This window comes from Thalassobius sp. MITS945101, from assembly GCF_047123305.1.
GTDB lineage: Bacteria > Pseudomonadota > Alphaproteobacteria > Rhodobacterales > Rhodobacteraceae > Thalassobius.
Map to the genome: position 1 here is coordinate 3945920 of NZ_CP138918.1, position 14094 is coordinate 3960013.

The 14094-nt window shown below is 56.8% G+C and carries 13 protein-coding genes and 4 tRNA genes; 12 read left to right on the top strand and 5 right to left on the bottom strand.

From position 1 onward, the window contains the following. The first annotated feature begins 19 nt into the window (after nucleotides 1-19). The 11 genes from SIC14_RS19310 to SIC14_RS19360 all read left to right on the top strand — a co-directional run bounded on the left by SIC14_RS19310 (nucleotide 20) and on the right by SIC14_RS19360 (nucleotide 6746). A complete protein-coding gene (locus SIC14_RS19310) occupies nucleotides 20-748 on the top strand; it encodes an outer membrane protein (protein WP_412563535.1) in 729 nt (242 codons plus the stop codon). 194 nt (nucleotides 749-942) lie between these two features. Beyond that, nucleotides 943-1332, top strand: a complete 390-nt coding sequence (locus tag SIC14_RS19315) for an MAPEG family protein (protein ID WP_412563536.1) — start codon at nucleotides 943-945, stop codon at nucleotides 1330-1332. 109 nt (nucleotides 1333-1441) lie between these two features. Further along, nucleotides 1442-1516: transfer RNA gene (locus SIC14_RS19320), tRNA-Gly, on the top strand. A gap of 39 nt (nucleotides 1517-1555) precedes the next feature. Further along, nucleotides 1556-1630: transfer RNA gene (locus SIC14_RS19325), tRNA-Gly, on the top strand. A gap of 49 nt (nucleotides 1631-1679) precedes the next feature. Continuing rightward, nucleotides 1680-1754 (top strand) — tRNA-Gly (locus SIC14_RS19330). Nucleotides 1755-1906: 152 nt separating this feature from the next. After that, nucleotides 1907-1982, top strand: a tRNA-Thr gene (locus tag SIC14_RS19335). Nucleotides 1983-2121: 139 nt separating this feature from the next. Beyond that, the gene (locus tag SIC14_RS19340) at nucleotides 2122-3351 is read left to right on the top strand and encodes a tyrosine-type recombinase/integrase (RefSeq protein WP_412563537.1); all 1230 of its coding nucleotides are present in this window, start codon (nucleotides 2122-2124) and stop codon (nucleotides 3349-3351) included. Continuing rightward, nucleotides 3344-4360, top strand: coding sequence for a hypothetical protein (locus SIC14_RS19345; RefSeq protein WP_412563538.1), 1017 nt, complete (start codon nucleotides 3344-3346; stop codon nucleotides 4358-4360). Before SIC14_RS19340 ends, SIC14_RS19345 begins: the two co-directional genes overlap by 8 nt. Before the next feature lie 107 nt (nucleotides 4361-4467). After that, on the top strand, nucleotides 4468-4668 hold the full coding sequence (locus SIC14_RS19350; protein ID WP_164645828.1) for an AlpA family phage regulatory protein: 201 nt from the start codon (nucleotides 4468-4470) through the stop codon (nucleotides 4666-4668). Nucleotides 4669-4728: 60 nt separating this feature from the next. Beyond that, on the top strand, nucleotides 4729-5136 hold the full coding sequence (locus SIC14_RS19355; RefSeq protein ID WP_412563539.1) for a helix-turn-helix transcriptional regulator: 408 nt from the start codon (nucleotides 4729-4731) through the stop codon (nucleotides 5134-5136). Further along, nucleotides 5133-6746, top strand: coding sequence for a tyrosine-type recombinase/integrase (locus SIC14_RS19360; protein ID WP_412563540.1), 1614 nt, complete (start codon nucleotides 5133-5135; stop codon nucleotides 6744-6746). Before SIC14_RS19355 ends, SIC14_RS19360 begins: the two co-directional genes overlap by 4 nt. A gap of 437 nt (nucleotides 6747-7183) precedes the next feature. On the opposite strand, the gene SIC14_RS19365 is transcribed toward SIC14_RS19360, so the two are convergent. Beyond that, nucleotides 7184-8203, bottom strand: a complete 1020-nt coding sequence (locus SIC14_RS19365; protein WP_412563541.1) for a LacI family DNA-binding transcriptional regulator — start codon at nucleotides 8201-8203, stop codon at nucleotides 7184-7186. A 78-nt stretch (nucleotides 8204-8281) separates the two neighbouring features. Between SIC14_RS19365 and SIC14_RS19370 the strand changes: the two genes are divergently transcribed. Then, complete coding sequence (locus SIC14_RS19370) at nucleotides 8282-9460, top strand: phytanoyl-CoA dioxygenase family protein (protein ID WP_412563542.1); 1179 nt, start codon at nucleotides 8282-8284, stop codon at nucleotides 9458-9460. A gap of 45 nt (nucleotides 9461-9505) precedes the next feature. Here the strand turns inward: SIC14_RS19370 and SIC14_RS19375 are convergent, their stop codons facing one another. The 4 genes from SIC14_RS19375 to SIC14_RS19390 are packed head-to-tail and all read right to left on the bottom strand — an operon-like array spanning nucleotide 9506 to nucleotide 14089. Then, nucleotides 9506-9916, bottom strand: coding sequence for a universal stress protein (locus tag SIC14_RS19375; protein ID WP_412563543.1), 411 nt, complete (start codon nucleotides 9914-9916; stop codon nucleotides 9506-9508). Between the two features lie 60 nt (nucleotides 9917-9976). Continuing rightward, entirely contained in the window at nucleotides 9977-11785 is a 1809-nt protein-coding gene (locus tag SIC14_RS19380; protein WP_412563544.1) for a thiamine pyrophosphate-binding protein, read from the bottom strand. Next, complete coding sequence (locus tag SIC14_RS19385) at nucleotides 11785-13194, bottom strand: aldehyde dehydrogenase family protein (protein ID WP_412563545.1); 1410 nt, start codon at nucleotides 13192-13194, stop codon at nucleotides 11785-11787. The genes SIC14_RS19380 and SIC14_RS19385 overlap by 1 nt, the downstream gene beginning before the upstream one ends. Further along, complete coding sequence (locus tag SIC14_RS19390; RefSeq protein ID WP_412563546.1) at nucleotides 13175-14089, bottom strand: sugar phosphate isomerase/epimerase family protein; 915 nt, start codon at nucleotides 14087-14089, stop codon at nucleotides 13175-13177. Before SIC14_RS19390 ends, SIC14_RS19385 begins: the two co-directional genes overlap by 20 nt. Between the last annotated feature and the right edge of the window lie 5 nt (nucleotides 14090-14094).

Here is a 14094-nt window from a genome sequence, read left to right on the forward strand (position 1 = left end):
GAAACCTGAGGAAACAGAAATGAAATATGCCACGATCGTTGCAGTCGCACTTGCTGCCAGTCCCGCATTCGCAGACGGTCCTCAGCCAGCAACCCAGCTACCTGCTGTCGCTGAACCCGGCATTGTTGATTGGTCGGGTGCCTACGCCGGTTTGGCCTTTGGAAAAGTGAATGGCGCTTCAGAGTTTTGCCAGGAAAACTTCCTCGACACCTGCGGCGCCAACCCGACAAACGTAGAACTCCCCGCGCCAGCGCCAAACGGCAACGCTTTTGGCGTGCAGCTCGGGTACAATTGGCAAAAGGGTAAGGCTGTTTTTGGTGTTGAATTTGACTATTCGAAACTTAACACCGAGGGTGTTGCCTCTTCAACAGTGGACTACGGCTGCGGGTTGATAGATGAATGCGTTACTGTGCTGAACTCTGCTATGTCTCTTCGCGGTCGCATCGGTTTTGCGGCTGGCAAGTTTCTTCCGTTCGCCACCGCCGGACTTTCGCGTGTCGAAGTAGAGGCGGGGTTCTATGGCCTTGATCCGTTTTACTCCAGCACTCACACAATAAGCATGCCAGTTGTTGGTCTAGGTGCGGAATACTTGATCAAGGACAACATATCCGTCAAAGGCGAAGTCTTGTCTTTCCTGGACAACGGCAATCAAGCCTTTGCGCCAGATGGCACTTGTGGCGGCCAGCCCTGCGGTGCGAACGCGATTTCAGCAACGTTGGTTCGTTTTGGTGTGAACATGCACTTCTAAACAATGCAGCAGCTTCTCAAGAGCCCCGCCTTTGGTGGGGCTTTTTCTTTGGTCAAATCCCCGTAGCGACGATTGCTGCTCCCCCAAGCCAATCCCCAATCGCCCCCCCGTGCCGCAAGGTGAGTCTGGTCAGACGGCACCGTGCTGCCTAGGGTCAACCTTGATTGCACTTGTTCGATTTGAAGGACCACCTGATGCCCCTCACCGCCACCCCCATCTATGCCGGCCTTGCCGCGCTTTTGTTTGTTGCCCTCAGCGTGCGCGTCATCCTGACCCGCCGGGCGGAACGGATCAGCGTGGGCGACGGTGCCAATAAGGCAATGATCAAAGCCATGCGCACCCAGGCCAATTGCGCCGAATACGCGCCGCTCTCGATCCTGCTGCTGGCGCTGGTAGAGCTGCAGGGCGCACCGGTCTGGGCGGTTCACCTGCTGGGCCTCATGTTCATTGCGGGCCGCTTTTTGCATGGCTACGGCTTTGGGCGCACACCGCAGATCGTGCCGCTGCGCCAGTTGGGAATGCTGCTGACCTTTGCCATGTTGATCCTCAGCGGCGCCGGTCTGTTGTTGCACGGGCTGTTCTGAAGCCCGCCGCAGGGCCCGCCAAATTTCAGGTGATCTTTTTTACTGTCACCGGTCATTTTCCTCTTGCGGCTCCGTGCCAGTGTTTGTATTCCACGCCACACCTAAGGAAGCGGGCGTAGCTCAGGGGTAGAGCATAACCTTGCCAAGGTTAGGGTCGGGCGTTCGAATCGCCTCGCCCGCTCCAATAGGTTACCCATGACGGTCACCCACCGTCGAAAAGGAAGCGGGCGTAGCTCAGGGGTAGAGCATAACCTTGCCAAGGTTAGGGTCGGGCGTTCGAATCGCCTCGCCCGCTCCAATTCTCCTCCAAACGGAGGCGCCAGAACCGCGTCAGTGTTCACAACGGAGCGGGCGTAGCTCAGGGGTAGAGCATAACCTTGCCAAGGTTAGGGTCGGGCGTTCGAATCGCCTCGCCCGCTCCAATTCACTACCCAATCAGATCCACCTGCTGACAACAGCTGTGCCCGACGCAACAGTTTCACGGCTGAATTTTCCTACCACTTCCTGCGTTTGCCCCCTTGCACGCCCCTGCCCTCTCGGATAATTCAAAGCCACACGCCAGCCCGCTGGCCGTGCCCCTATAGCTCAGCTGGTAGAGCAACTGATTTGTAATCAGTAGGTCCGCGGTTCGAGTCCGTGTGGGGGCACCATTTTAACATCAAGTTGCATCTAAGTTGGTCCGCCAGTAGCCTGTATTCGCAGGCTTTTTGCTGTGGGTTTGTCCGGTGATGTCCTGCCACGTGCGCTACTATCTACCCCAAAGTGGGGTACCGATCTGGGGGAGGTGTCATGCGACATCTGGAAGGTACCCCCATGCCGGTCTTGAGCGATGCACGGATTCGGGCTCTTAAGCCTAAGGAGAAGCCCTACAAGCAAGCCGACTTCGACGGTCTCTATCTGCTGATCAAGCCGAATGGATCGAAACTTTGGCGTTTCAAGTACCGCTGGCACCGGAAAGAAAAGCTGCTGGCGCTGGGCAAATATCCGGAAGTAACTTTGGCCGATGCGAGACAAAAACGGGATGAGGCCCGTAGTTTGATCGCAAAGGACGAAGATCCCTCGAGCGTTCGCAAAGATCAGAAAGCCAAGGCGGCAGCCGAGCAATCCGAGACCTTCGCCAAGATTGCCTCAGAACTGCTCGCAAAAAAGCGCATAGAAGGCCGCGCAGAAGCTACACTTACCAAAACCGAATGGTTCCACCGCCTGCTCGGCGCAGATATCGGTCACATGCCCATCTCCCAAATCACAGCACGAGATGTTTTGGTTCCGTTGAAAAAGATCGAGAACAAGGGCAATCACGAAAGTGCCGTTCGTATGCGCTCGGCCGCTGGGGCGGTCTTCCGCTATGCCATCGCGCTGGGCTTGGCCGATAATGACCCGACTTACGGTTTGAAGGATGCCCTGATCCGACCACAGGTCCGTCACCGGGCGGCGATCACCGATCCGGCGCAAGTTGGCGCCCTGTTGCGTGCCATCGATGGCTTCTCAGGACAAACCTCAACCCGCATAGCTTTGCAGCTGCTGTCGCTGACCGCCCTGCGCCCGGGAGAGTTGCGCATGGCTGAGTGGGAAGAGATCGACGAGGCTAAGGCGGTCTGGACGGTTCCTGCCCATCGCGCCAAGATGCGCCGTCCTCACGCGGTGCCCCTGTCGCATCAGGCGCTTGAGTGCGTAAAGCAGCTTCGAGCTCTTACCGGCTGGGGTGCGCTCGTCTTTCCTTCCGTACGCACTTCGAAGCGCTGCATGAGTGACAATACCCTAAACGCCGCCCTGCGCCGCATGGGCTATGGCAAAGAAGAGATGTCTGCGCATGGCTTTCGGGCGATGTTTTCCACGCTGGCCAATGAATCCGGGCGTTGGCATCCGGACGCAATTGAACGCGCCCTTGCTCATGTAGAAAAAAATGAAATCCGCCGCGCTTACGCACGTGGCGAGCATTGGAGCGAACGTGTTGCGTTGGCGCAGTGGTGGGCAGACCATCTGGATACTTTAAAAACCAAAAGGCCGGAACATGACTGATTGCGAACAGATGCCAGCGCGACCAACCGAGCAATTGATGCAGGCCTGGATTCACCAGAGCCAGTGGGCTTTGGAAGAAGCCCTCCTGCTCGCGCTAGGCACCTCACCTGACGCCGATGATGCTTCGGACACGCTACGGTGTCACGAAGCGTTGCTGGCACGTGCGCAACGGTCTGGCGAACGGTTTGGCTCTCCGACTGACTGGCTTTGGTGGGCGGAGCGAAACAACATTCCCTTCCATACAGACTGGTGGTTGGCCATCACCCCAGAAGGGCCAATCGGATATGACGGGCAGCACTTTGCCCATCACCGGCGCGAAATGCTCTCCGAACAGTACCTTCAGCAGGAACGACGGCTCATCGGGAAGTGGGCCCGCAAGCCTTATTGGACCGCGCGGGAAGCAATCGATTTGTCGTTGAACTTTGATCCGTTCACCACAGATGGCTGGCGCGGAGAGGCACCGGAGACCGGCGAAACAATCCGTGAGCGCGAAGACAGGTTCCGAATATTAAAGCGGGCAATGGAGATCGGCGAGAAGTCCCCTGCCAAGGACTATCTGCTCTGGCTAAAACAGCGAGGCTATTACGTGTCTCCAGCCTGGCACCGTGCTGCTGGCCTCGTTGATCAAAACTCACAACAGTCGGAGACCGTCAAATTGGCGGAAATGTCTGCCGAGAACGCAGATCTACAACAGCAGCTCGAGGAAAGAGATGAGCAGCTCAAGGAGTTGCAGAAAAAACTGGAGACCACTCCCAGAGACGAAGACAGTCGAGCCCATAAATCTGCAAGTACACTCCGGATCGCAACCCTGCAGAAGGCGCTCATTGCCTGTGCCGTCGACGGCCACAAATACGACCCGCGTCAAAATAGATCCGATGTGCCAAAGCAGATTGCCGATAAATCCGACGAACTTGGCTGCTCTATTATCCAACAAACGGTGCGCAATCTGCTAAAGGACGCCAGTGACGAGCATGTCGACCGCACCTATTGGGACAGTTTGACCCCTTAAAAATATGAAACGCATCGTGAATCCACGATGGACTAAGTGGATCCACCCTGCACATAGTCGGGCTTCGTCAGCCTTGGACCATCTGTAACACACATGGATGGATTACCATGCACTTCGACGATCTTCCCGATGACGCGCTGCTGCGCGAAAAGCAGATCCTGCATCCTAACGGCCCGGTACCAGTATCTCGTTCGACCTGGTGGGCTGGCGTCCGCGCCGGACGTTTCCCCCAGCCGGTGCGTCTTGGCCCGCGCACCACAGCCTGGCGTGTGGGTGACATTCGCGCGCTACTGAGGGAGGGCGCGTAATGAACCTGTTGCTCCCCCCTTCCCTGCCCAAGAGCGGCTTGCGCCTCAAGGGAGGCGCCAATGGCTAAACTCAGTGATAACTCGGCACAGGGGGATCTGTTCCCGGATCCCCCGGTTGGCGTTGAGGCACAGGTTGCCCCCATAAACCGTCGGGCCAGTGATCAGCAGCAGCCGAAAACTGACCCTCCAGATCTGACCCCGCAACAGCTTGCGGCACTTGAGGGCCAGAACGCCGACAACCTCGGTGACGGTGAGCGTTATCTGAAAGACACAGAGGTCGCTGAACGCTTCGGCATTGCCCGCCAAACAGTGTGGAAACGCGTCAACCAGGGCTATCTGCCCGCCCCCGTCAAACTGCCGCCAAACAGCACACGCTGGCGTTTGTCGAGCCTGCTTGACTTTGAGAAGGCACTCACGGCCACGCTGCAGCCTATTCAAGAGATCTGCCGTTCGGAGACCGAGAAATGACCCGGGCGCACTACAAGATAAAGCTTTGCCAGGATCAGGTCTTCTTGGTCGAGGAGCTGTGCAAGATCTATAAAGTTCGGCGCAATGCCGTGACTGACTGGATCAAGTCGGGGCTTCAAAAATCGGATGAACAAGTTCCCTACGTCTTTCGTGGCGCAGAGGTGCAACGCTATCACAATGGCCAGAAACGCAAGCAGCGGGCGAAGCTTAAACAAGGTGAGTTCAACTGTTTGAGCTGCGACAGCGCAGGCTATCCAGCCCCGCATTCCGTCACGTTCAGCACAACCTCAGCAGGCGTCCCCATGGCGCTAGCAATCTGCCCAACCTGCGATGCAAAGGTGTCGAAGTTACTGAAAGTGACAGAATACGACAGCCTCAAAAAATGTGTCATGTTAGGTATCAGCCTTGCCTTGATAGACGAAAGTAATGGGGACTCCCAAACTGGTACCGGGAATCTTCCCACATCTCGCGGCGCGATTTGTTATCTGGCGAATGACCGGATCGTGCATAAGTGGCAAGCCTACGCCGGGCGCTTCGAAACCGTAACGGTCCGATCGCACCTGCGCAGCATCCGTATGTTAGAGGCTCATCTTGGTGGCAAAGCTTTCGACAAGGTCACCCCGACGGACGCGGCCGCCTTCCGCGACCACTTGGTTAAGCTGGGGCAAACTCCCAAGGAGGATGGTGGCTTGAGCAACTCCACCATCCGCCATCACGCGTCTCAGGTTCGTCAGTTCTTCGACTGGCTTCGCATACAGGATGGCTATAAGCGCCTCAGCCAGAACATCTTGCTCAACCTCGAGCTGCCTAAAGCGGTGCGCGCAAAAATACTGCCGCGTGAAGACCGGGACTATCTCACGATCGAAGAAGCAGAAGGGATGTTGGCGAAGATACCCGGCAGCACGATCGCAGAACGTCGAGACCGGGCCATCATTGCTTGCGCCTATACCTGCGGACTGCGCGCAGCGGCCCTTACCACGCTTCGCCTGAAGCACATCGACATACAGAAGAAGGAAATGTTCCAGGACGCCACCGAAATGCGGGCCAAGAACGGCAAGAGCTTTCGCAGTTTCTTCTTCCCTCGCACGGAAGCCTTCCAGCAAGTTCTTGGTGAATGGCTGACCGAACTTGGGGCCCTTGGGTTTACCGGGGATGACGCGGTCTTCCCCAGCTTGAATGATCTGACCGACCACGCACCCGGTGCCGCCCCGGTGTCTCCAATGCAATCCTCCGCCGCGGTAGGCAAAGCCTTCAAGGCCGCCACGGCCCTGATTGATCGCTGTTGCACACCGCACTCTGCACGCGACACACTGGTCTACCTAGGAAACGAACTGACGAGCTCACGGAAAGAAGAAAGGGCCTTCTCCCTCAACCTTGGACATGCGAGGCCGCAAGTCAAAGAGACCTACTATGCCAAAATGACGGACGAGCAACGCCGCAGCACGATCGAAGGGCTTTGTGCAGGCACCCAGTTTACCGCCAAGGAGCAGTCAATGGTTCTCGACTACTACGAAAGCCGCTTCGAACGCGGATCCAAAGAGTTCAACTACGCCAAACGGCTGGCCGACAGACGCGCCGACGCGCGCGATGGGGAAGATGTTTTGGAATAGGGGCGGTATCGGTGAAGCAGCGCTCTCTTCCCTAGCCTTCGGGAAACGGTCGTACTTTGTTGATGGCTCATTCTAAACAGTGAGGCCGTTTCCGACCCAAGTCGGGTTGCCTCCCTCCTGACCGATTGCAAGTGCGCAGTAGTCGTTCGGGCAGGAAGGAGCCATTTGCGGCGGGCCTCAGTTATACCCGATCTGCGGACATAGCCTCTGTTCGTCTCAACTAGTGCTATCTTCTGCCTGTAGCCCAACGCGAGCGTTACGTTTCAATATTTGGGTGGATGCCGGTCTTTCAGTGATCATTGCGCGAAAGTTAGAGATTGGGAGCGCTTCAACACCAGACGGCCAGTTGGTGGCAAAAGCCGTATACACAGAAATTCTCCAGCCGTGCCGTCCAACTTTCGGGCAGCAAGTCAGTTAGGCTGTAGAGAGCGCGGACTTTAACGTGGGACGTTCTCTGGTGTCAGAACCTGAACCGTTGAAATTGGCCTCACCGCCTGAGAGTTACGCAGCCGGTGGTAGGCAAGGAAGGTATCGAAAACATTTCTCAGATCCTGCCGCAGATCATGATGCAGCACAAAATCCAGCTGATGTTTCTCGATCAGGTCACGGTTTTCTCGATCGAGGTCGTGCGCGACATAGATATCGGGCTTGCACCGGAATTGCGCCAAGGTCTTGAGGATCGACCTGTTGCCGCCTCCCATTGAATACACCGCCCGCAGGTCGTGGACGTCCTCCATTGTCCGCGCCAGCAATGAAGAAGTGGCACCGTCAACCCCACCGCCACCGTGGAAACCGACAACCTGCAAGGTCGGGCAAAGCCGGGCCAGCGCTTCTTTGAAGGCAACTTCGCGCTCCTCTTCTCCCAAAAAACGGTGGTGGCTTCGGGTCGCCAGCACAGTACCGCTCACGCCTTTTAGCATGTTTCCAACCAGATAGGCCGCAGTACGCCCTGCCCCTTCATTGTCCAGACCTACATAGGCCAACCGCTCAGCACAATTGATGTCCGTTACCAGAGTAACCACAGGGATTTTGGCCCGCGAGAGAAGGCCAACGGCGTCCCTTATTTTTGGAATATCACGCACCTTCAGGCAAACGCCCTGACTGCCGCGTTTGAGGACGCGCCTTATTATGGCGACGACCTCTTCCTCCTCCAGATTTTCCTGCATCAGGAAGCGCGGTCTGCATACGGCTGTCCCAATCTCTGGCAGGACCGCCTCTGCCGCCGATTTGACCTCGCGGCTAAACCGCGACGGGGCCTCGACAACAAAATCGAAGAACAAGCGCCGACCGCGTGCCGCAAGCTGCGCCTCTTGCGCTTTGAGTTCTTCTATTGCGGCTTCAACGCGCAGTTTGGTTTGCGGGCTGACATGGGCGCGGGCATTCAAAACCCTGTCCACCGTAGCCGTCCCCAATCCGGACTGCCTTGCGATCTCTTTTATGGGGAACCGATGCGCCATTTGATGTATTTTTGATGTAAATTCGCCCGCATTGCAATCCTTGGGCCTGTATTTTCAGACGTAACGAAAGGACCAGCAATGACACAACTCGACAGCCCACCTGCCTACTACAGTCCGGAAAATTGCAATGTTGATTCGTTTAAAGACCTCATCATGCAGACCACCGATCCGACGTCGGCGCCGCAGGCAGCCACTGTGGAAAAGAACATTCCCATATATGATATGACGGTTCTGCGCCCCGCGCTTGCGGCTGAACAATCGCGCCGCAGGATTATGGCGGAATGGGCTCAGGTTCTTGGTCGGGGTGCAGGTGTGGTGGTTCTCAAGGAAGCCTACACGGACCACTCCGTCATCGATGACGCGACCGCCCTATACAAAGACATCATTCATGCAGAGAAGCAGAGCGCAAAGGCCGGGGCGGATCATTTCGCAGCCTCCGGGGCCAATGACCGGATCTGGAATTCCTTGCAGAAACTTTGCGAAGCCTCCCCCCGCGTGTTTCTGGACTACTTTGCAAATCCAGCAATCGCTGCGATCTGCGAGGCTTGGCTGGGACCCAACTATCAAATGACAGCACAGGTCAATCTCGTGTATCCCGGCGGGGCAGCCCAGCAGGCACACCGGGACTACCACCTCGGGTTTCAGACTGCCGAAGTGAGCGCCGCCTATCCAGCGCATGTTCATGAGGTTTCGCCAATCCTCACCCTTCAAGGGGCGGTGGCCCATTGTGATATGCCATTGGAAAGCGGGCCGACCAAACTGCTGCCGTTTTCGCAGGCCTATAAGCCCGGTTATGCTGCCTGGCGACGAGACGACTTTCGCGCGTTGTTTGACGAATACTGTGTTCAGCTGCCTTTGAAGAAAGGAGATGCAGTGTTCTTCAATCCAGCGCTTTTTCACGCTGCAGGAGCCAACAGCAGTACCGACATCCAGCGCTTCGTTAATCTGTTGCAAGTGTCGTCTGCCTTTGGTCGTGCTATGGAAACGGTGGATCGGGACCGCATGTGCAAGCTGGTTTACCCGCACGCCGTGATGGCCCGACAAGACGCAAGGTTAAGTCCCGATGAGCTGTCTGCTGCGATTGCGGCAACGGCTGAGGGATATTCCTTCCCAACGAACTTGGACCGCGATCCACCGGCAAGCGACTTGGCACCGGAAACGCAGGCCGCGTTTTTCCAAAGGGCTTTGGCGACGGGTATGGACGCGCAGACTTTCAACAAGCACTTGGAGGCCATGACAAAGGCACGACAAGCCTAGACTGGAAGAGGCTCCAAAGCCCCCCACGGGGCCTTACCTGTCCCCTTAACGCAATATCAGAACGGAACATCCCGCACGTCGGCTGATGCGAGAAGTGGTTGATCCCAAAGCATAACCGTCGCTTCCGGGGCGCTGCGCGGCAAGCACGATGAGGTCAGCCCCCATTTTGTTCGCAGCCTCAACGATCGCAACACCGGGCTTGCCTGTTCCGACGTTGCAGGCAATCTCGGGGTGATCTTTCAAGGCGGACCGCAGCGACTCCTGTGCGCTCCGCAAAAGCTCTTTGGGGTCACGTTGCACAATGGCGTATTCCGCCACGTAGCTCGGCAGGTCTTCCAGAACCGAAAGCGCTGTGATTGTGCCGTCCTTTGCAAGCATCTGACGGGCGCTTGCGATCTGTGCGGGCAAGACATCCAGGTGATCCAGAGCAACAGGCACTAAGACTTTTTTGAACATTTCCTATCCCCAAATTCGATCGGAGCCACGGGGCTCCGATCCACCAGACAAGCGGTGTGGTTAATCCGTTGAAACATGACTGACATCCGCATCGGGCGAATAGATGTCCAGGATGTTCCAGTGGCCAGTTGTGGGCGTTGGGTTGTTAATCATGGGCACATCCAGAACCGTTGGCCGACCACTGGCAATCGCAGTTTCAAGCGTCGGCAGCAGCTCTTCTGCACTGTTGATTTTTATCCCGACGGCGCCGTAGGCCCGCGCAATCGCGGCATAATCCGGCCCGTGTTCCGGTTGTGCGGCATTGCCCGGAAATGTCGTGCCATAGGTTAGCCCATAGTGGGCCTTTTGCAGACCTGCGATGGTGCCAAAGGCGTTGTTGTTCATGACCAACCATATGATGCCGAGGTTCAATTCAACCGCCGTCGCCAGCGCGGCAGGGTTTTGGCCAAAACCACCGTCTCCAACAAGGCTGAGCACCACGCGATCCGGCGCGGCGAGTTTCGCGCCCAATGCCCCCGGAGGGCCAAATCCCATCGTCGCAAACCCGCCCGGCGTCAGGATGGAGCCCGGTGTCAGAATATCAAATTGCTGCCCAACGCCGTTTTTGTTCCAGCCGACATCGGTTGTAATGATCGCGTCCTCGGGCAGCGCCTTGCGCGTGTCAGCAAGAATGCGTTCTGGCATCATCGGGAAGGCTGCTGAGGTTTGCATATCTTCGTTGGACGTTTTGAACGCCGCGCGAAACTCTGCGATTTCGGCCTTTTTTGCCTCCCGTGCGAAGCCATCGGGATACATCTCTTTGGCGACACGTGTCAGAACCCGCAAAGCCGCTTTTGCATCTGCAACGACGCCAATCTCGGTCGGGTAGTTCCGGCCAATTTCCTGCGGTTCAATGTCGATATGAATGACCTTGGTCACATCATCTTTGCCACCGATATTGAAAGTGTAGCCGGGATACCAACTGGAACAATCAGCCTCCTTAAAGCGTGTTCCCACCGCAAAGATGGTATCCGCCTTCAGGCAGCTTTGGTTCACAAGGCTGGTACCCCAAAACCCGGTCATCCCCATCACAAGCGGATGATCGTCACGCAACGCCCCCTTGCCCATTAAAGAATGGGCAACTGGCAATCCCATGTGTTCAACAAATTCCCGCAGCTCTTCACTGGCCTGCGCCAACAAAATGCCACCACCGACGTAGGCGACAGGGTTTTGCGCATTGGCCAGCTTTTGCACAACCTCACGTGCCGTTTCATCATCAATCGATGGCTTGGCGAGGGCTCTGGTGTTCTGCGCAACACGCTCAAAACCCTCGGCTGGAATGACTTCGGAGAAGATGTCCATCGGAACATTCACCAGTACCGGCCCAGGCTGGCCACTTTCTGCAAGATGGAAGGCCTTTTCCAGAATCTCGGCCATCAGATCCGCGCGATCCACCCGCCAAGCGCGTTTCACAAACGGCCGGTAGATTTCCCATTGCGCAGCGTCCGCATGCAGGTTCACCTCTTGATGCGGGTGTTTGCCGTAGTAATGCGTCGGAATGTCTCCGGCGATCACCACCATCGGGATGCAATCCAACGCAGCGTTTGCGACGCCGGTAGCACAGTTGGTCAACCCGGGCGAAAGGTGCGACAACACAACCGAGGCCTTGCCCGTCACACGTGCGTAAGCGTCCGCTGCGTGACTGGCGATTTGTTCGTGACGCACCGTGACAAAATCAATCGGGCTGTCGGCCAAGGCTGCCAACACCGCGATGTTGGTGTGACCACATAGGCCAAAGACATGTTCGACCCCACGACGTTCCAGAAAATCGACAATATGTTCGGCAACCGTTTTGCCCTGTGTCTGGCTTTCCACCTGCTGACCATCCATCACGCGACCTCCTGCCCGAAGAACTCACCGAACAGTTCCTCCTCCGAGGGGCGATCCTCGGGGATTGGGCGGCTGACCCAGGTGTAGTTCATCATATGTTTCATTGTGACGTTTTCATTGGTGATATTGCCGCCCCAGATCCCGCACCCCAGGCTAGAGGTCATCGGCATTCCGTTGGTCCATGCACCTGCGTTTGCCTTGGACTGCGGCTGACGCACCATCATGCGGCTCACCGGAGCCAGACGGGCCAGCCGATCAATGTTTTCGTCATTGTGACTGTAGATCCCGCAGGAATGGCCCTTGCCGCCGACAGCGTAGATCTGGCGCACGGTGTCCAGAGCGTCATCGAAGGTTTCGAAGTGGTAAAGCGCCATAAGCGTGGTCAGTTTTTCTTTGGAAAACTTGTGCTCTGCGCCGATCTGGCCCTGATTTTCCACCATCAGGAATTTGCGATCTTCAGGGATCGAAAATCCGGCAACTTCAGCCGTTTGTTGCGGACGGCAAGCAATGGTGGGAAAGGTCCGGTTGCCCTTGTCATCCCACATGGCAGCTTCAAGCTTGGCCTTTTCGTCCGCATTGCACAGATAACCGCCTTCGGCCTCCAACGCGGCGACCATTTTGTCATAGACAGACTGCTGAATGATGATGTTGCCATCTGCGGAACAACCGGACCCGAAATCCGAGGTTTTTGAGATCCGACTGTTCTGCGCGGCGATTTCGATATCAGCAGTTTCATCAATCACAATTGACGAGTTCCCTGCCCCGACACCATAAGCCGGCCGACCCGAGCTATAGGCCGCCTTTACCATCGGCTTACCGCCCGTGGCCAAGGTCAGATCACAGATTTCCATTAAATGCTGCGTCAGAGGGATCGAAGGTTTCCGAATGGCCTGAAACAGGTCTTCGGGGGCGCCGGCCGCGCGACAGGCGGCGCGCATCACTTCAACCATTTCATAGGTTGTGTGGGCAGTCCTAGGATGCGGTGAAAAGATCACTGCATTGCGCGCGTTGGCAGCTGATACGCCCGTCACCGGCGGTGTCATCGCCGGATTGGTCATCGGGATCAGGGATGCGATCACGCCAGCCGGTTTAGCATATTTGACCAACCCTTTTTCCTCGTCGACCTCGACGATGCCAGTCGAAGGTGTTCGCAATACATCGCGCAAGACCATGTGGATCTTGAACCGTTTTGCAGGGCGGCCATCGCGGTCACCAATACCGCTTTCATCCACGCCCTGCTTGGCCAGCCGCGTAAACGTCTCCTCGTTGCCTGCATACCAGGCAATCGCCTGCGACAAACGATCCAGCCGTTCCTGGCTCCAATCTTCAATCTCGGACATGGCGACGCGGGCACGCGCCAGCATGTCAGCCGCCAACTGGCGATCCGCTTCAGTGAGCTCTTTGCCCATGATGGTCCTCTTTGATTTGCAATGTTTGGGTATCAATCACGCGACGCTGCGAACGGGCCGCACCAAAGGTGCGCTTTGCATGTTGCAGACAGCGGCGCGCATGTTCCTCATAGCCCAGTTCAGCCACACGGCTTTGGTTGGGCAATTCGATGGAATAGTTCATGGGGGGCATCCGTTCGATGATGCCGTTGAAATCGATCCACCCTTCCCCGGGGTAGAGGCGCGCATCACGCGCCAGCTGGATCATCCCTTCGCGCGTGTCCGCGATGCCGGGCAAACAGTCCGAGATATGAAGGAAGTGAAACAGCTCTGACGGGACATGCAGCAGTTCCCCCAAATCTACTCGGCTCAGATGCAGGTAAAGGGTATCCACCAATATCCCGCCATTCGGTCGATCCGCTGCCCGCACGATATCAAGCGTTTCATCCAAGGTGCGCAATCTGGAAAAGCTGGGGAACTCCAGATCCACGGTCAGGCCATAATCCGCAGCCAGATCACAGGTCTCTGCATAGACGTCGATCAAGAAGTTCCGATCATCGCGTGTAAGTGTCCAGGCTGACATAATCATATGTCTCGCCCCCAACTCACCCCCGAGTTCCAGCGCGCGTTCAAAGCTGCGCGGATCGACGTCTTCGGTTATCCGCGCCAGCTCAACATCCAGCACGTCCAGTCCCGTTGTTGCCAATGCGGTCTTGGTTGCTTGGACCTGAGCCTTGCTCACCGGCGTTTCAGCAAACTCGCCCGGCACTTTCATCGGGATAAAGCGCGGGCTCACGGCGTCATAACCGGCACGCGCGGCGATGTAGACCAGCTCGGCTGGGGTCGCGTTAATCAGAGTGAGATGCGCAAGCGAATAAACAGGTTCCGCTTCCGTTTGACTGCCTTGCTGCGCCATGCCGC